The organism is Geodermatophilus obscurus (assembly GCF_900143215.1).
Taxonomy (GTDB): domain Bacteria; phylum Actinomycetota; class Actinomycetes; order Mycobacteriales; family Geodermatophilaceae; genus Geodermatophilus; species Geodermatophilus obscurus_A.
This window is the reverse complement of the sequence record NZ_FRDM01000019.1, coordinates 18,527-35,710: the sequence shown is the minus strand read 5'-3', so window position 1 is coordinate 35,710 and position 17,184 is coordinate 18,527. Positions and strand designations below refer to the sequence as shown.

Annotated in this window: 16 protein-coding genes; 4 read left to right on the top strand and 12 right to left on the bottom strand. The window is 74.4% G+C overall.

The features are described 5' to 3' along the window. Positions 1 to 11 precede the first annotated feature (11 nt). From BUB17_RS16530 to BUB17_RS16510, 5 genes are read right to left on the bottom strand one after another with little or no spacing between them, the layout of a single operon-like run. Positions 12 to 878 carry an aldehyde dehydrogenase family protein gene (locus BUB17_RS16530; RefSeq protein WP_072919787.1) on the bottom strand — a complete coding sequence of 289 codons (867 nt, stop codon included), beginning with the start codon at positions 876 to 878 and terminating at the stop codon, positions 12 to 14. Then, positions 875 to 2,344: an aldehyde dehydrogenase family protein gene (locus BUB17_RS16525; RefSeq protein ID WP_072919786.1), complete on the bottom strand. Its 1,470-nt coding sequence runs from the start codon at positions 2,342 to 2,344 to the stop codon at positions 875 to 877. The genes BUB17_RS16530 and BUB17_RS16525 overlap by 4 nt, the downstream gene beginning before the upstream one ends. Further along, positions 2,344 to 3,339: a deoxyribose-phosphate aldolase gene (gene deoC, locus BUB17_RS16520; RefSeq protein WP_175561389.1), complete on the bottom strand. Its 996-nt coding sequence runs from the start codon at positions 3,337 to 3,339 to the stop codon at positions 2,344 to 2,346. The genes BUB17_RS16525 and deoC overlap by 1 nt, the downstream gene beginning before the upstream one ends. Continuing rightward, entirely contained in the window at positions 3,336 to 4,091 is a 756-nt protein-coding gene (locus tag BUB17_RS16515; protein WP_141243049.1) for a class I SAM-dependent methyltransferase, read from the bottom strand. Before BUB17_RS16515 ends, deoC begins: the two co-directional genes overlap by 4 nt. Further along, positions 4,088 to 4,546: a GNAT family N-acetyltransferase gene (locus BUB17_RS16510; protein ID WP_141243048.1), complete on the bottom strand. Its 459-nt coding sequence runs from the start codon at positions 4,544 to 4,546 to the stop codon at positions 4,088 to 4,090. Before BUB17_RS16510 ends, BUB17_RS16515 begins: the two co-directional genes overlap by 4 nt. 168 nt (positions 4,547 to 4,714) lie before the next feature. On the opposite strand from BUB17_RS16510, the gene upp reads away from it, so the two are divergent. Both upp and BUB17_RS16500 read left to right on the top strand, forming a co-directional pair. Continuing rightward, entirely contained in the window at positions 4,715 to 5,338 is a 624-nt protein-coding gene (gene upp, locus BUB17_RS16505) for a uracil phosphoribosyltransferase (RefSeq protein ID WP_072919825.1), read from the top strand. 2 nt (positions 5,339 to 5,340) lie between these two features. Beyond that, on the top strand, positions 5,341 to 6,237 hold the full coding sequence (locus BUB17_RS16500) for a Gfo/Idh/MocA family protein (RefSeq protein ID WP_072919785.1): 897 nt from the start codon (positions 5,341 to 5,343) through the stop codon (positions 6,235 to 6,237). Positions 6,238 to 6,384: 147 nt separating this feature from the next. Here BUB17_RS16500 and BUB17_RS26910 read toward each other — a convergent pair whose 3' ends face one another. The 7 genes from BUB17_RS26910 to BUB17_RS16465 all read right to left on the bottom strand — a co-directional run bounded on the left by BUB17_RS26910 (position 6,385) and on the right by BUB17_RS16465 (position 14,214). Then, entirely contained in the window at positions 6,385 to 6,873 is a 489-nt protein-coding gene (locus BUB17_RS26910; protein WP_175561388.1) for a hypothetical protein, read from the bottom strand. 434 nt (positions 6,874 to 7,307) lie between these two features. Then, the gene (locus BUB17_RS16490; RefSeq protein ID WP_141243047.1) at positions 7,308 to 7,898 is read right to left on the bottom strand and encodes a DUF6318 family protein; all 591 of its coding nucleotides are present in this window, start codon (positions 7,896 to 7,898) and stop codon (positions 7,308 to 7,310) included. Positions 7,899 to 8,061: 163 nt separating this feature from the next. Continuing rightward, positions 8,062 to 8,763: a haloacid dehalogenase type II gene (locus tag BUB17_RS16485; RefSeq protein ID WP_083606382.1), complete on the bottom strand. Its 702-nt coding sequence runs from the start codon at positions 8,761 to 8,763 to the stop codon at positions 8,062 to 8,064. Continuing rightward, positions 8,760 to 10,823 carry an acyltransferase family protein gene (locus BUB17_RS16480; RefSeq protein ID WP_072919782.1) on the bottom strand — a complete coding sequence of 688 codons (2,064 nt, stop codon included), beginning with the start codon at positions 10,821 to 10,823 and terminating at the stop codon, positions 8,760 to 8,762. Before BUB17_RS16480 ends, BUB17_RS16485 begins: the two co-directional genes overlap by 4 nt. 8 nt (positions 10,824 to 10,831) lie before the next feature. Beyond that, on the bottom strand, positions 10,832 to 12,457 hold the full coding sequence (locus tag BUB17_RS16475) for a phospho-sugar mutase (protein WP_072919781.1): 1,626 nt from the start codon (positions 12,455 to 12,457) through the stop codon (positions 10,832 to 10,834). Between the two features lie 73 nt (positions 12,458 to 12,530). After that, a complete protein-coding gene (locus tag BUB17_RS16470; RefSeq protein ID WP_244277286.1) occupies positions 12,531 to 13,367 on the bottom strand; it encodes an NAD-dependent epimerase/dehydratase family protein in 837 nt (278 codons plus the stop codon). Between the two features lie 25 nt (positions 13,368 to 13,392). After that, entirely contained in the window at positions 13,393 to 14,214 is an 822-nt protein-coding gene (locus tag BUB17_RS16465) for a purine-nucleoside phosphorylase (RefSeq protein ID WP_208983420.1), read from the bottom strand. 111 nt (positions 14,215 to 14,325) lie between these two features. Here BUB17_RS16465 and BUB17_RS16460 point away from each other — a divergent pair, with 111 nt between their 5' ends. Together BUB17_RS16460 and BUB17_RS16455 are read left to right on the top strand one after the other, a co-directional pair. Next, positions 14,326 to 15,846 (top strand): peptidase M16 family protein, encoded by a 1,521-nt coding sequence (locus BUB17_RS16460; RefSeq protein WP_072919780.1) that lies wholly within the window; start codon positions 14,326 to 14,328, stop codon positions 15,844 to 15,846. A 105-nt stretch (positions 15,847 to 15,951) separates the two neighbouring features. Beyond that, the gene (locus BUB17_RS16455; RefSeq protein ID WP_072919779.1) at positions 15,952 to 17,157 is read left to right on the top strand and encodes a glutamate--cysteine ligase; all 1,206 of its coding nucleotides are present in this window, start codon (positions 15,952 to 15,954) and stop codon (positions 17,155 to 17,157) included. Positions 17,158 to 17,184: the final 27 nt, after the last annotated feature.

Below are 17,184 nucleotides of genomic sequence, written 5' to 3'. Positions count from 1 at the left end.
GCCCCGGGGTGCTACAGGCCCATCGGGTGCCAGACGGTCTTGGTCTCCAGGAACGGCGTCAGCCGCGACAGGCCCGGGTCGGCCGACCAGTCCGGCTCCTCGGCGGGCGGCCGCACGACCCGCTTGATGCTCCCGGCGGCGAGGCGCTCGAGCTCCATGGCGCGGTCGGCCGGGGCTCCGGTGAGGTCGATGGCGTCGACGTCGTCGTGCTCGGCCAGCCACGGGCCGATCTCCCCGGCGTCCCCGGTGAGCAGGTTGACGACCCCGCCCGGGACGTCGCTGGTGGCCAGCACCTCGCCGAGGGTGACGGCGGGCAGCGGCCGGTCCCGGGACGTGACGACGACGGCGGTGTTGCCGCCGGCCAGCACGGGGGCGAGCACGCTGACCAGGCCGAGGAGTGACGAGCGCTGCGGCGCCAGGACGGCGACGACGCCGGTCGGCTCGGGCAGCGAGAAGTCGAAGTACGGGCCGGCCACCGGGTTGGCCCCGCCGAGGACGGCGCCCAGCTTGTCGGTCCACCCGGCATACCAGACCCAGCGGTCGATGGCGGCGTCGACGGCGGCCCGGGCCCGGGAGCTGCTCAGCCCCTCGCCGGCAGCGACCTCCTCGCAGAACTGCGCGTGCCGGCCCTCCAGCACCTCGGCGACCCGGTAGAGCACCTGGCCGCGGTTGTATGCGGTGGCGCCCGACCACTTCTCGAAGGCGCCGCGGGCGGCGACGACGGCGTCCCGGGCGTCCTTGCGGGAGGCCCGCGCGGCGTTGGCGAGGAAGCCGCCCCTGGCGTCGGTGACCTCGTAGGTGCGGCCGGACTCCGAGCGCGGGAAGGCGCCGTTCAGGTAGAGCTTGTACGTCTTGCGGACGGCCAACCGGTCACTCACTGGGCACCCTCCAGGTACGCGGCGAGCCCGTGCCGGCCGCCCTCGCGGCCGTAGCCGGACTGCTTGTAGCCGCCGAACGGCGACGTCGGGTCGAACTTGTTGAACGTGTTGGCCCAGACCACGCCGGCGCGCAGCCGGTCGGCGATCGCGAGGATCCGCGAGCCCTTCTCGGTCCAGATGCCGGCCGAGAGCCCGTAGGTGGTGTTGTTGGCCTTGGCGACGGCCTCGTCGGGCGTGCGGAAGGTGAGCACGCTCAGCACCGGGCCGAACACCTCGTCGCGGGCGATGCGGTGCGCGGGGGAGACGTCGGTGAAGACGGTCGGCGGGAACCAGTAGCCGCGCTCGGGCAGCTCGCAGGCCGGCTGCCACCGGTTCGCGCCCTCGGCCTCGCCGACCTCGGACAGCTCCCGGATGCGCGCGAGCTGCTCGGCGGAGTTGATCGCGCCGATGTCGGTGTTCTTGTCCAGCGGGTCGCCCAGGCGCAGCGTGCCGATGCGCCGCTGCAGCGAGGCGATCACCTCGTCGTGGACGTTCTCCTGCACCAGCAGCCGGCTGCCGGCGCAGCAGACGTGGCCCTGGTTGAAGAAGATGCCCTGCACGATGCCCTCGACGGCCTGGTCGATCGGGGCGTCGTCGAAGACGATGTTGGCCGCCTTGCCGCCGAGCTCGAGGGTGAGCCGCTTGCGGGTGCCGGCGACGGCGCGGGCGATGGAGCGGCCCACCTCGGTCGACCCGGTGAACGCCACCTTGTCGACGTCCTCGTGCTCGACGACCGCGCGGCCGGTGTCGCCGGCGCCGGTCACGATGTTGACCACGCCGGGCGGCAGGTCGGCCTGGCGGCAGACCTCGGCGAACAGCAGCGCGGTCAGCGGGGTGGTCTCGGCCGGTTTGAGGACGACGGTGTTGCCGGTGGCCAGCGCCGGGGCGACCTTCCACGCCAGCATCAGCAGCGGGAAGTTCCACGGGATGACCTGGCCGGCCACGCCCAGCGGCAACGGGTGAGGGCCCAGGCCCGCCCAGTCCAGCTTGTCGGCCCATCCCGCGTGGTAGAAGAAGTGCGCCGCGGCCAGGGGGACGTCGACGTCGCGGGACTCCCGGATCGGCTTGCCGTTGTCCAGCGACTCCAGGACGGCGAACTCCCGCGCCCGTTCCTGCAGCAGCCGGGCGATGCGGAACAGGTACTTGCCGCGGTCGGCCGGGCGCATCGGCCCCCACACGCGGGTGAACGCGCGACGGGCGGCGCGGACGGCGCGGTCGACGTCGGCGTCGGTGGCGGTGGCGACCTCGGAGAGCACCTCCTCGGTGGCCGGGTTGACCGTCGTGAAGGGGGTCCCGGAGCCGTCGACGAACTCGCCGTCGACGAACAGGCCGTAGGACGGCGCGACGTCGACGATGGAGCGCGACTCGGGGGCGGGGGCGTACTCGAAGACTGCGGGGGCGGTGGGGCGGGGCTGGGTACTCGTCATCAGTCGACGCTCACGTGGTCGGGGCCGGAGTAGTGGCCGGTGCGCAGCTTCTGCCGCTGCAGGAGCAGGTCGTTGAGCAGGCTGGAGGCGCCGAAGCGGAACCAGTCGGGGGAGAGCCAGTCGGGGCCGGCGACCTCGTTCACCAGCACGAGGTGCTTGATGGCGTCCTTCGTCGTCCGGATGCCACCGGCGGGCTTGACGCCGACCTGGCGGCCGGTGGCGGCGCGGAAGTCGCGGACCGCCTCCAGCATCACCAGGCAGACCGGCAGGGTGGCCGCGGGGGAGATCTTGCCGGTGGAGGTCTTGATGAAGTCGCCGCCGGCGAGCATCGCCAGCCAGGAGGCGCGGCGGACGTTGTCCAGGGTGACCAGCTCGCCGGTCTCGAGGATGACCTTGAGGTGGGCGTCGCCGCACGCGTCCTTGACGGCCACGATCTCGTCGTAGACGTCGAGGTACCGCCCGGCGAGGAAGGCGCCGCGGTCGATGACCATGTCGATCTCGTCGGCGCCGTTGGCCACGGCGTCGCGGACGTCGGCCAGCTTGACCGCCCGGCTGGCCCTGCCGCTGGGGAACGCGGTGGCGACGGCCGCGACGGAGATGCCCGTTCCGGCCAGCGCCTCCTTCGCGATGCCGGCCAGGTCGCCGTACACGCAGACCGCCGCGACCGGCGGCGTCGTCGGGTCACCCGGGTCGGGGCGGCGGGCCTTGGCCGCCAGGCTGCGGACCTTGCCCGGGGTGTCGGCACCCTCGAGCGTGGTGAGGTCGACCATCGAGATGGCGGTGTCGATCGCCCAGGCCTTGGCGGTGGTCTTGATCGACCGGGTGCCCAGGACGGCGACCCGCGACTCCGCGCCGACCTGGTCCACCCCCGGCAGGCCGTGCAGGAAGGCCCGGAAGGCGGCGTCGGAGCGGGTCACGTCGCGGTACGGCGCCGGGGGCTCGCGCCGCGGCGGGTTCGCCGCCGCCGGCGCATCGGGGTCGAGCACGTGGGTCATGGGCGCATTCTCCCTCCCGCGCCCGGCGCCCCCGCGCCCCGCACACCCGTGCGGGTGGGGGCCGACCGGAGGCGCAGCATGCTGCGCGCGCCGCGCTGGAACTCGTAGGGGACGTCCTGGACCCGCGCCCGCACGCCGACCCCGTCGAGCTCGCTCACCACGGCGGCCAGCAGGGCGGGCAGTTCCCGGCCGGCCTGGTCGACCAGCGGGTAGACGCGCACCTCGGTGCCCACGCGGGCCATCTCGCGCAGGGCGGCGATGTGGAAACCGGCGTCCAGCCGGTCGGCGTAGGTGAACAGCAGGTGCGAGGAGAGGACCAGGTGGACGGCGCCGTCGGCGAACGGCAGGTGCGGCAGGGCGGCCGCCACGCGGTGTCCCGGGTGTCCGGCCAGGTCGTGCGCGAAGACCGCCGCCGACTCCGCCCGGAGCCGGGCGTGGGCGGCGGGGTCGCCGTAGTGGTCCCAGACGTAGCGCTCGGCGTTGGCGGTGGCCCAGGCGCTGCCGCGGGTCAGCTCGGTGTCGAGACGGGCGACGAGCTCGCGCGGTGGGCTCGCGTAGACGGGGTCCACCGCGAACGCCTCGGTGCCGCGGGCCCGGGCCGCCGCGGTGAAGGACGAGCCTCCGCCGGGGCAGTCGAGGACCCGGCCGCGCAGGTCGTCGTCGGTCAGGGCGAACATCGCGCGGTACTCGTCGAACGACCGGGCGCTGACCAGGAAGTCCCCGATGTCGGTCGCGCCGCGCAGCTCGCTCACCGCAGCTCCTTGAACATGTGCACGAGCTCCAGGCCGGGGCGCACGGTCTCGCGGTGGGCGTCCACGTAGCCGTGCCGGCGGTAGAGCCGCAGGTTGGCGGTGCTGCGTGCGCCGGTGAACAGGGTTGCCTGCGCGAGTGGCGTCCGCTCCGCGGCCAGCAGCAGCCGCGTGCCGATGCCCTGTCCCTGCAGGTCCGGGACGACGACGAGCCGGCCGACGTGCAGGACGCCGTCCCGCTCGCAGGTGCGCACCGCACCGACCAGCCGGCTGCCCGCGAGGGCTGCCAGGCAGTCGCTGCGCGTCAGCTCGTCGGCCAGTTCGTCCAGGGTCTGGACGAGCGCCGGCAGCCGGACGTCGTCGTACAGCTGGGCCTCGGGGACGTAGGCGGCGCGCTGCAGGGTGAGCAGCTCGCCGGCCGCGCCGGGCGGCAAGGGTCCGATCTCGATGGGGGGCACGAGCGGTCTCCTCGGACGGAGGTGGACCGGGTGCGCGGCCCACCGGGGACGGGTGGGCCGGACGACGAGGGCTGCCACCTACCGGCGGCGCCACCCCTGCGTCGTCGTCACGTCGGGATGGTGCCAGCGCCGGGAGCCGGGGTCCACCGGGCCGCTACCGTGTCGCGCGTGCAGCTCACCGTCGTCGACCACCCGCTGGCCCGTGCCCGTCTGACCCGCATGCGCGACGAGCGGACCGACAACGCGGCGTTCCGCGCGGCGCTGGCCGAGCTGACCCAGATGCTGGTCTACGAGGCCACCCGCGACCTGCCCGTCGCCGAGGAGCGGATCACCACGCCGGTCACCGCGACCACCGGCTACCGGCTGGCCGCGCCGCCGCTGATCGTGCCGGTGCTGCGGGCCGGGCTGGGGATGGCCGACACCGCGCACGGGATGCTGCCGGAGTCGCAGATGGGCTTCGTCGGACTGGCCCGCAACGAGCAGACGTTCCAGCCCGAGGCGTACATGGCCTCGCTGCCCGCGTCGCTGGTCGACCGCGAGGTGTTCGTGCTCGACCCGATGCTGGCCACCGGCGGGTCGCTGGTGCACTGCTGCGGGTTGCTGACCGGGCGCGGCGCCACCTCGATCACCGTGCTCTGCGCGCTCGCCGCCCCCGAGGGGATCCGCCGGCTGGAGGAGAGCGGTCTACCGCTGCGGGTGTTCACCGCCTCGGTCGACGAGGGGCTCAACGACAAGGCCTACATCGTCCCGGGCCTCGGGGACGCCGGCGACCGTCAGTTCGGGGCGGTCTGACCGTGCGCTTCGGGGTGCTCGGCACCGGCCACTGGTCACGGACGGTCCACGCGGCCGCCCTGGCCGGGCACCCGACCGCCGAGCTCGTCGGCGTATGGGGCCGCGACCTGGTCAAGGCCGAGGAGGTCGGCGCGGAGTTCGACGTCCCCGGCTTCTCGGACCTGGCCGCGCTGCTCGACCAGGTCGACGCCGTGGCGATCGCCGTCCCGCCGTCGGTGCAGGTGGGGCTCGCCGAGCAGGCCGCTGCCGCCGGGAAGCACCTGCTGCTGGAGAAGCCGATCGGGCTCTCCCTCGGCGAGGCCGACCGGGTGGTCGCCGCGGTGCGCTCTGCGGGCGTGGCCTCGGTCGTGTTCTTCACCTTCCGCTTCCAGGCCGGGACGTCGACCTGGCTCAGCCAGGCCGCCCGCACCCGCCTGGCCGGAGGCGCCGGCTCCTGGCTGAGCGCGCTGGCCGGCAGCCCCTTCGACTCGGCCTGGCGCCGTGAGCACGGCGCGCTGTGGGACATCGGTCCGCATGCGCTCTCGCTGCTGCTGCCCACGCTCGGCCCGGTGGTCTCCGTGCAGGCCGGGGCAGGCGCCGGCGACACCGTGCACCTGGTGCTGCAGCACGCCACCCCCGGCGTGGCCTCGACGCTGACGCTCTCGCACACCGTGGCGCCGATGTCGACGGGCGTCGAGTTCTTCGTGCACGGGGACGCCGGACGACTCGTGCTGCTGCCGGACACCGAGAGCCCGGTCGAGTCGCTGTCCGCCGCGGTGGACGAGCTCGAGGTGGCGGCGCTGACCGGCGGGACGCACCCGTGCGACGTCGCCTTCGCACGGGACGTCGTCGCGGTGCTGGCGACCGCGGCCCGCGCTCTGGAGTCCGGTTGCCGGGAGCCTGTCGTCTCTTCGGGATGAGCACTGCCGGCTTTCCTCGCGGGTTGCCGCCGCTGCAGCACCGGCACTGCACGAGGACCCCCGGCAATGGCTGCACTGTCGCGCTGTTCCTGGCGCCTCCACGCTGGTGCAACGGCGCGGAAGCGGGTGCAACAGCGCGGGAGTGGGTCAGTCGAAGGGGTTGGTGAGGACGGGGCTGGCCTGCAGGACGCTGAAGGTGGCCGGCTGGCCGTCGGTGGTCGTGGTGCCCGGGACGTCGGCGGTGGCGCCGCCGTCGACGCTGTAGGTGCCGCTCCAGGTGGTCAGCGCGGCAGTGTAGGTACCGCTGCGGTAGTCGTGGCTGATCGTGTGGTCCGGGTACGGCGCGCCCGGGTCGGTGGTGTGCAGCACGGTGCCGTCGCCGGTGTCCCAGGTGAAGCCGCTGGCGGTGGCGACGATGTCGACGGTGAAGCCGCGGATGTCGACGGTGAACGTCTGGGTGGTCGGGCCGTCGGTGTAGAAGACGACCGGGAGACCGGCCAGCGCGTTGCCCGGCGGCTGCTGTTGAGTGGGCAGGTCCGGCAGGGGCAGGGTCTGGAAGTAGCGGAACACCTCACCCGGGGACGGCGGCGGGTTGAGCGCCGTGATGTCGACGCAAGCCCCTCCGTCGACGATCACAGGCCCATATGCGTCGCCGACAGGGGTCTCAGATGACGGTGCTAGGTCCGCGACCGGTAAGCGTCCCTCCTGGGCTAGTCGCTGTCTCTGGACAATGAGGAACTGAATGACGCGGTCCTGGACCTGCGGGCATGCCCGAGTGCGGGAGTCGCATGAAACCCCAGCCGCTGCGTCTTCGGCCGTGCAGGGATCTCGCAGACTCCATGCGAACAGAACGGGACCGGCTGAGGCAGCATTGCTGGCCATCCGTAAACCGTTCGAATCTACGTCGGAGATTGTTTGTGCCGAGACTTGCATGGCCCCCGAGGTGGCCTTTGTCTCCGGGCACGGAAAGGTGCGACAACCAGAGCTGCCGGTTTCCGCTTGAGCAACTGACGCGTTGGTCGCCACGAGTGCGGCGGCGAAGGTCAGAGTTGCCAACCAGAGGCGCCCCCTCATGCGACATCCAGTCGTGAAACAAGCCAGGTTTGTCGCTCCGGCTGCCACGTCAGAACGGCCCCCGCCGACAGGTTATCCCGCTCCGGAGTGTTCAGGTCGGTGACAGGTGTGCCGTGCTTGTTAACGCGCTGGGCGCCCTGCTGAAGGGTGAAAGCAGCTTCCGCCTCGTCGCCATTGATCACAGGAGTCGAGATGGACGAAACGCGCACTTCGCCGCCCACGCGCGCGTAGCCCGATGCGCGATCCTCATCGAAGCCGACGGCGAGTTGGTCGCAGGTCTCACACCCGCTGCTGAGGTCGCGTATCCAATTGGAGTCCAATGTCCTCTGGGCGTTGCTTATGAGGTCGATGTAGTACCGGACGAAGGCCTCGGCGCCGGCGGCGTCCTGGGTGCGGGCTTCGGCGGGCATCGGGAGGTCCGGCGGGCCCAGGGGCGGCAGTTCCGGCTCGGACGCGCTGGGCGAGGCGTCCGCCCCGGGCAGGGTGTCGCTCGCCTCCTGTCGCTCCGAGCAGCCGCTCAGCACGACCGCGCCGGCCGCGAGGCCCGCCACGAGTCGCAGGGTCCAGCGCCGTGTCACGTCGTCCACCCCCGAGTTGATCACCGGTCGCCGGGAGACTACGGAGTGCCGCCGCGCCGGGCACGCACCCCTGTGGACAACCACCCGAACGCATTGCCGTCGTTCCTCGCGCTCGGCCGCCGCTGCAGCACCGGCAACCCGGGAGGAACGCCGGCAATGGCAGTCCTCACAGTCAGGCGCCCAGCGCCTCGGCGAGCTCCTCGAACGAGGCCACCGACAGGTCGGCGTCCGGGTCGGTGGACGGCGGCACGACCCGACCGCCGAACTCGTCCGGCCGGTGCACGTAGGCCGTCCGCAGCCTCCGCGCCCGCGCCGCGGCGAGGTCGTCGAGGTGCGCGGCGACCATGACCACGGACGACGGGGGCACCCCGAGCAGCTCCGCCGCGGAGTCGTAGACCTCCGGGTCGGGCTTGTAGTGCCGCACGACCTCGGCGCCCAGCACGGCGTCCCACGGCAGCCCGGACCGCCGCGCCAGGTCCACCTGCAGCGCCACGTTGCCGTTGGACAGCGGTGCCAGCACGTACGAGCGCGCCAGCCTGCGGAGGCCGGGCAGCACGTCCGGCCACGGGTCCAGCTGGTGCCAGGCGAGCACCAGCTCGTCGCGGACCTCGGCGGGGACGGAAGCCAGTCCGGCGTCCGCGAGCACCGAGGACAGCGACGCGCGGTGCAGCGCGTCCAGTGGCGTCCACGGCAGCGTTCCGGAGCGCACCTGCTCCATCGACGGCACGTACCGCTCGCGCCAGTCGTCGGCGAGGGTGGCCGCGTCCACCGAGGGGCCCAGCAGCCGGTGCACCTCGCGGGCGACGCCGCCGCGCCAGTCGACCACCGTCCCGAAGACGTCGAACACCAGCGCGCGGACGTCCACGGCGGTCACCAGCCCGCCCGCGACAGGAACTCGTCCTCCACCAGCGGCCCGACCGTGCGCATGTAGGTCCCGGTGACGTGCCCGTCGTCCCGGTACACCCAGGTGTTGCCGACCAGCGCCGGGCACAGGTCGTCGGTGCAGAACAGGGAGCTGGTGTCCATCAGGCTCACCCCCGCGGGCAGCACGGCGTCGGCCGCGTCCAGCAGGTCGTCCGAGTAGACCCACGAGCGTGGGGTCCCGCACCGGTCGGTGTCCCCGCCCCACTGGGCCACGCAGTCGGGGACGTCGTGCAGGTGCCGGGGGCTGTCCCGCATCGCGATCACCGGCAGCCCCGCGTCCGAGAGCTGCTGCCACGCGTCGAGGAACCCCGGGGGCAGGATCTCCGGGTCGGTCCCGTAGGCCGTCCGGGTCCCCACCGTGACCACGAGGTCGGGATCCAGTGAGACGATGCGCTCGACCAGCCGGGACTGCCAGGCCACGCACCCCTCGTGCCCCGGCGTGCCCTCCTCGAAGAACTCGGAATGCGTCGAGAGGCTGCAGCCGGCGCGGATGAGCGAGACCAGCTGCCACGGGTGCCGCTCCGCGAGGTCGGCCAGCGGGGACAGCCAGTGGGCGGCGTGCGAGTCGCCCACGATGACGATCCGGCGCTCGCGGTCGTCGGATCCGAGGAAGCAGGTCTCGGTCTGCGTCGGCACGGCGTCCGGTGGGTCGTCCTCCACGGTGCACTCGGCACCGGGCATGAAGGGGTGGTCGTCCCGGATCACCGACAGGGACGGCAACGGTTCGACCCCGGGGATCCCCCCGGTGGCCACGACGGGGGAGGAGAGGGCCACCGCGCCGGGGTACTGCGGGTCGTCGGTCGCCGCGGCGACGCGGGCGGTTTCGCGGTCGAGCCAGACGGTGGTGCCCGCGCCCAGGACGAGCAGAGGAGCCAGGCCGGCCGCGACCAGGCCCAGCACGCGGACGGGGGACCGCCCGCGCAGCCGCTCGGCGGCGGGCCGTTCGACCAGGCGGTACGTGGCCTCGGCCAGGGCGAGGGACAGCAGGACCACCGCAGCCGCGCCCTTGACCGAGGGCGACTCGCGCCCGGTGTGGACGAGGTACAGCACCAGGACCGGCCAGTGCCACAGGTAGAGGGCGTAGGACCGGGTCCCCAGCCAGCGCAGGGATCGCAGTGCCAGCAGCCGGTGCACGCCGAGGCGCCCACCGGAGTCGGCCACGAGCAGCAGGGCCAGCGCGCACGCCACCGGCCAGGCGGCCTGCCAGCCGGGGAACGCGTGCGCCCCGTCCAGCACCGCGCCGCAGGCGACGAGCGCCACGAGCGCGCCCCAGCCCAGCAGGACGCCGGTCCGCCGTCCCGGCCGGACCCCGCTGAGCGTCAGGGCCAGCAGGGCGCCGGCGCCGAGCTCCCACAGCCGGGGCAACGTGGAGAAGTACGCCGCCTGCTGATCGGCCCGCGTCGCCACCACCGACCACGCGAAGGACGCCCCGGTGACCGCCGCGACGGTCAGGACGGCGGCCGGGCGGGCGAACCGACGACGACGGCCGCGGAACAGCAGCGCCCCGGCGGCCACGACGACGGGCGCGGCCAGGAGCACCTGGACCTGGATCGACAGCGACCAGAACTGCTGCACCGGGCTGGCGATGGCGTTGCTGGCCGCGTAGTCGACCGTCTCGGCGACCAGCCGGCGGTTCTCGGTGAACGTCGCCGAGGCGATCAGGTGCCCGGCGAGCTCCCGCCACCGCGTCTCCGGCAGGAACAGCGCACTGGCGGCCACGGTGCCGGCCAGGACCAGCACGGCCGGGGGGACCAATCGGGACAGGGTGCGCGTGATCGACGTCAGAGGGCGGACGCGGCCGCTCCGCGCGACCTGGCCGATGAGGCCGTGCACGAGGAAGAAGCCGCTCAGGGCCAGGAACACGTCGACGCCGCCGGACACCTGGCCGGTGGTGACGTGATAGGCGACCACGAGGGCGACCGCCAGCGCCCGGAGCCCGTCGATCTCCGGGCGACGGGTCGGATGCGGGTGGGCCTGGACGGTGGGGGAGGGCTCGAGGAGGACAGACATGGCGCCTCTCAGAGTCCCAGGGCGACTGCCATCTCGGCCCGAAGCGCGTCGAGCTCGTCGGCACCCCGGCCGCGGGCGGCGATGATCCCGGCGTCCTCGTGCACGGGGACGACGGTCTCGAGGTACGCCTTGAGCTTGGGCTCGGTGCCGCTGGGCCGCACGATCACCCGGACGCCGTCGCCGAGCAGCCGGACGGCGTCCACCGCGGGGGTCTCCTCCAGCAGGTCGGAGGCGGCGACCGGGCGCCCCAGCAGCTGCGCGGGCGGCGCGGACCGCAGCCGCGCCATCATCGCGCCGATCCGGGAGAGGTCCGCCACCCGCACCGACAGCTGCCCGGTCGCGAACAGCCCGTGCTCCAGCGCCAGTTCGTCGAGCCGGTCGGTCAGCGTGCGGCCGGTCGCCCCGAGCTCCGCGGCCAGCAGCGCGACGGCGAGTGCCGCGGAGATCCCGTCCTTGTCCTTCACCACCCCGGGCGCCACGGCGTAGCCCAGCGCCTCCTCGTAGCCGAAGACCAGCGGCTCGTCGTCGGTCCCCGCGCGGACGATCCACTTGAAGCCGGTCGGCGTCTCGGCGAACCGGACGCGGTGCGCGGCGGCCAGCGCGTGCAGCAGCGAGCCGCTCACCAGCGACGCCGCGTACGTGCCGCGCACGCCGTGGCGCAGCAGCCAGTCGGCCAGCAGGCCGCCCACCTCGTCGCCGGTGAGCTGGCGCCCGCCGGAGACCACCGAGCAGCGGTCGGCGTCGGGGTCCTCGGCGATCGCCACGTCGGCGCCCACCCGCTCCGCCAGCGCGGTCAGCAGGTCGACCGCGCCGGGCTCCTCGGGGTTGGGGAAGGCGACCGTCGGGAACGCCGGGTCCGGCCGGTCCTGCTCCGACACGCTCTCCGGCGGCGGGAAGCCGGCGGCGGCGAAGACCGAGCGCGTCGTCCCGGCACCCACGCCGTGCATCGCGGTGTAGGCCACCCGCAGCGCGGCGCGGTCGGCGGCCGGGACCCGGTCGGGGTCCAGCGCGTGGACCACGGCGACCACGTAGTCGGCCTCGACGTCGTCCCCGAGGGTGACCCAGTCGTCGGACGCCGGCACCTCGCGCGCCGGCCCTACGGCGGCGATCGCCGCCTCGATCTCCCGGTCGGCCGGCGGCACCAGCTGCGCGCCGTCGCCGAGGTAGACCTTGTAGCCGTTGTCGTCGGGCGGGTTGTGGCTGGCGGTCACCATCACCCCGGCCACGCAGCCCAGGTGCCGGACGGCGAAGGAGAGCACCGGCGTCGGCAGCGGCCGCGGCAGCACCTGGACGGCGAACCCCGCGCCGGCCAGCACCTCGGCGGTGATCCGGGCGAACTCGTCGGAGCGCCGGCGCGCGTCTAAGCCGACGACCACGCCGCCGCCCGCGTGCCCGGCGTCGACCAGCCAGCGACCCAGGCCCGCCGCGGCGCGGGTCACCACGGCGGCGTTCATCCCGGCCGGCCCGGCACGCAGCGGGCCGCGCAGCCCGGCGGTGCCGAAGGTCAGCGGCCCGGCGAACCGGCGCTCCAGCTCGGTCCAGTTCTCGGCCTCGACCAGCGCCTCGACCTCGGCGCGGTCGCCGTCGTGCGGATCGGCGTCCGCCCAGGCGCGGGCGGTCTCGAGCAGGCTCACATGTCCTCCTCGCCGGCGCTCGTCGGAGCCGTGACCCAGGCCGCTGCACCCCTGCGTGACCTCGCACGCTCGGTCACGCACGCTCCTCGAAGTGCTCGGCGTCGAACTCGGCCGTCGTGAACTCGCCGCCCACCCGGGCGTGCACCGGATCGGCGAGGTCCGGCTCGCCGTGCACCTCGACCAGCGCCTCGGCGAAGACCTCCGCGTCGTCGGCGGGTTCGTAGCCCAGTGCGCGGGCGGCGGTGAGGTCCCACCAGGTGCGGGTGTTGGCCGAGACGCCCCACACCACGGCGAACCCGGGGGACGGCGCCCGCAGCGCGGCGTCGACCAGGCCCACCTGGTCGGTGGGGGAGAGCCACGTCGACAGGTGACGGGTCGTCATCGGCTCGGGAGCGGCGGTGCCGATCCGCAGGCAGACGACGTCCAGGCCGTACCGGTCGGCGTACAGCGAGCCGAGCGCCTCCACCGCCACCTTGGACACCCCGTAGAAGGTGTCCGGCCGCGGCAGGCCGTCGTCCTCGCGCAGCACGCCGGACGCCGGGCGCGGGGTGAAGCCGGTGGCGTGGTTGCTCGACGCCAGCACCACCCGGGGGACGCCGGCCTGCCGTGCCGCCTCCAGCACGCACTGGGTGCCGTCGATGTTCGCGTGCGCGACCGCCGCCCACGTCGACTCGCCGGAGACGCCGCCCAGGTGGACGACCGCGGCGGCGCCGGAGACGGCCTCGGCCATCGCGGCCCGGTCGGTGACGTCGGCGACGACGTGCTCCTCGCCGGGCCGGGGATCGGCGATCGGGACGACGTCCAGCGAGCGCAGCGCCCAGCCGCGCTCGGGCAGGCCGCCGCGCAGCACCGTGCCGATGCGTCCGGCCGCGCCGGTGAGCAGCACCGTCCCGCTCACCGGACCCACCACGCGGCCATCCCCGTGTAAGAGGCCGTCACGGCAGCCGCCCGATGAACTCGACGAGGAACTCGCCCAGCCGGCCGGCCGCCGCCTTGCCCGCCGCGAGGACCTCCTCGTGGTCGAGCTTCTCCCCGGTGATGCCGGCGGCGGCGTTGGTGACCATCGACAGCCCCAGCACCTCCAGCCCGGCGGCGCGCGCGGCGATCGCCTCCAGCGCCGTCGACATGCCCACCAGGTCCGCGCCGAGCGTGCGCAGCATCCGGATCTCGGCCGGCGTCTCGTAGTGCGGCCCGGGCAGCGCCGCGTAGACGCCCTCGGTCAGCGCCGGGTCCAGCTCGCGGGCCAGCGACCGCAGCCGCGCCGAGTACAGGTCGGTGAGGTCGACGAAGGTGGCGCCGACCAGCGGGGAGCGGGCGGTGAGGTTGAGGTGGTCGCTGATCAGGACCGCCTGGCCGACCCGGTGGTCGGGCGACAGCCCGCCGGCGGCGTTGGTGAGGACGACGGTGCGCACACCCGCCGCGGCCGCCGTCCGCACGCCGTGCACGACCGGTCCCACGCCGCGGCCCTCGTAGAGGTGCGTGCGGCCCAGAAAGAGCAGCGCCTTCCGGTCGTCCACCCGCACCGAGCGCACCTCTCCGCCGTGGCCCACCGCGGTCGGGGCGGCGAAGCCGGGCAGCTCGCCGATGGCGACGCTGCCCTCGACGGTGCCGAAGGCGTCCGCGGCCGGAGCCCAGCCCGATCCCATGACGACGGCGGCCTCGTGGCCGCCGCCGAGCGCGCTGGTCAGGTCGTCGGCCGCGCGGGCGGCCAGGGCGGCGGGGTCATCGGCGGGGTCGTCGGCGGGGGCTGCGCTCACGCCGGAACGCTAGCCCAGCGCCCGCGTGGGTGACGGGGCACACGTGTCCCAGCTGTCCCGTTGCGGGCGTGTCCGCTGGAGGCCGGAGCGCGGGCGGTCGACTGTGTCGAGGTGCAGCGCATCGACATCGACGGCGTCCCCGTCTTCACCGCCGACGGCCCGGCGCGGACCACCGCGGCCCTCGTCTTCGGCGTGGGCCTGCGGGACGAGACGTTCGCGACCATCGAGGTCACCCACCTCGTCGAGCACCTGGCGATGGGCGCGCTGCCCAAGTCGCACCTGCGCTGCAACGCCGTCACCGACGTCGACACCACGACCTTCTTCGCGACCGGCCGGCCGGAGGCCGTGGGCGCGTTCCTGGAGGGCATCTGCCGGGCGCTGGGCGACCTGCCCACCGAGCGGATGGAGCTCGAGGTCGGCGTCCTGCAGGCGGAGAACTGCTCTCCGGCGCACTCCACCCTCGGCGCGCTGTGGGCCGCCCGGTTCGGGCTGGTCGGCCCCGGCCTGGCCGTCGCCGACGGGCCGGGCCCGGAGTACCTCACCGAGGAGACCGTGCGGGCGCACGCCCGCCGCTGGTTCGTCCGCGGCAACGCCGCGCTGTGGTGCGCGGGGCCGCTGCCCGCCGGCCTGCGGCTGCCGCTGCCGGACGGCCCCCGTGCCGAGCGGCCCGTCCCGGCCCCGCGGCCGCAGACCGCGCCGGTGTGGACCACGGGGCACGGCGCCGGCGTCGGCCTGCTGCTGTCCGCGGGCGGCGCGGGCGACCCCGCCCTGACGGTGGGCGTGGAGGTGCTCAAGGAGCGGCTCCGGGACACCGCCCGCCTCGCCCGCGGGCTGAGCTACTCCGTCGACTCGATGGCCCTGGACGTCACGGCCGGCCACCGCGAGGTCGCCGTCGTCGTCGACGCCCGGGAGGGCCGGGAGGGCGCCGTGGCCGGCCTGCTCTGGCAGGCGTACACGGAGCTGTGCGCGTCCGGCCCGACGGGGGCGGAGCTCGCCCACGCGGTGGCCGGCTTCGAGGAGGAGCTGGACGCCGACGAGCGCGCCGTCGTGGAGTCCGAGCTGGCCGACGCCGCCTACTGCACGGTCAGCGGCTTGCCGTTCCGCCCGGTGCAGGACGTGCTGGAGGCGTGGCGGGCCATGACCCCCGAGCGGGTCGCGGCGGCGCTGCGCGGCACGGCACCCACGGCGATCCTGTACCTGCCCGAGGAGGTCGACTACGCCGGTCCCGGCGAGCCGGTCGAGCGCCGGTCCGTGTGCAACGTGCAGGACCGGCTGCCGGCGGGGGAGACGTTCCGCCCCTCGGCGCTGGCCCGGCTGTTCTCCCGGCAGAGCCGGGTCGCGCTCGTGGTGGGGGAGCGGGAGCTGGCCCACCGCGACAGCGACGGCGACGTCCACAGCATCCCGTGGGAGCTGGTCGAGGCCGCGCTGCCCACCCAGGACGGGCGGGCCGTCTTCGTCGTCGGGCGCAACCTGTGCAGCGCGGTCGTGGACCAGGAGCGCTTCGGACGGCGGGCCGTGGCGGCGGTGCAGGCGCGCGTGCCGGTCGCCCGCTGGCTGCCGCGTCCGAGGACCGCGGGGGACGACCTGGTCGGAGCGGCTTCTCCGGCTGCCGGGACGGTGGCCCCCCTGTAGGGGCCCGCCCGGCCCCGTCCCGAGGCTCACCCGAAGCGTGCGAGGGGTGAGGAGGACGGGGTCCTTCTCCGGTGGGGGCAGGGGGGTCCTCTTAGACTCCCCGGGGTGCAGATCCCGTTCCGGTCCTCCGAGCGAGCCAGCCTCGGCGTCGAGTGGGAGCTGCAGCTCGTCGACCTGCAGACCCGGCAGCTGACCGCCGGGGCGGTGGAGATCCTCGAGGAGATCCGCCCCGAGGGCGCCGAGGAGCACCCCAAGGCCAAGCACGAGCTGCTGCAGTCGACCGTCGAGGTCATCACCGGCATCTGCACCACCGTCGCCGAGGCCAAGGCCGACCTGGCCGGCACCGTCGCCGAGGTGCGGGCAGCCGCCGAGCGCCGCGGCCTGGGCCTGATGTGCGCCGGCACCCACCCGATCACCGACTGGCAGACGCAGCAGATCTCGCCCAAGGAGCGCTACCTGCAGCTGGTCGAGAAGATGCAGTGGCTGGCCCGCCGGCTGCAGATCTTCGGCGTCCACGTGCACGTCGGCGTCCGCGCGCCGGAGAAGGCGATCCCCATCGTCAACGCGCTGACCCAGTACGTGCCGCACTTCCTGGCCCTCTCGGCGTCCTCCCCGTTCTGGGTCGGCTGCGACACCGGCCTGGCCTCGGCCCGCTCCAAGGTCTTCGAGGGGATGCCGACCGCGGGGCTGCCCTACCAGCTCTCGGGCTGGGACCGCTTCGAGGAGTACATGGAGACGCTGATCGCCACGCACGCGATCGAGAGCGTCCGGGAGGTGTGGTGGGACATCCGGCCGCACCCGGACTTCGGCACCGTCGAGCTGCGCATCTGCGACGGGCTGCCCACCCTCGACGAGATCGGCGCGGTCGCGGCGCTCTCCCAGTGCCTGGTCGAGCAGTTCGACACCCAGCTCGACCGCGGCTACACCCTGCCGGTCCCGGCGTCGTGGGTGCTGCAGGAGAACAAGTGGCGGGCGGCCCGCTACGGCCTGGACGCCGACATCGTCGTCGACGACAAGGGCACGGTGCGGCCGGTGCGGCAGGCGATCACCGACCTGGTCGAGGAGCTGGAGCCCACCGCCCGCCGGCTGGGCTGCGAGGCCGAGCTGGCCGACGTCCACCGCATCCTGGCCGTTGGCGCCTCCTACCAGCGGCAGCGCGCGGTCGCCGCGGCCTCCGACGGCGACCTGACCGTCGTCGTCGACAGCCTGCTGGCCGAGCTGCGGGACGGCCTGCCCACCAGCGGACCGGCCGACCGGCCGCCGGGGCCGGTGCCCGGCCCGGCCGACTGCTCGGGGGGTCACGCGGCATGAGGGGCACTGCGGCATGAGGGGCACTGC

Bases quoted from the DNA above. Each gene is read 5' to 3' on its own strand.
- BUB17_RS16525 (WP_072919786.1), bottom strand. From the start codon at position 2,344: ATGACGAGTACCCAGCCCCGCCCCACCGCCCCCGCAGTCTTCGAGTAC.
- deoC (WP_175561389.1), bottom strand. From the start codon at position 3,339: ATGACCCACGTGCTCGACCCCGATGCGCCGGCGGCGGCGAACCCGCCG.
- BUB17_RS16480 (WP_072919782.1), bottom strand. From the start codon at position 10,823: ATGTCTGTCCTCCTCGAGCCCTCCCCCACCGTCCAGGCCCACCCGCAT.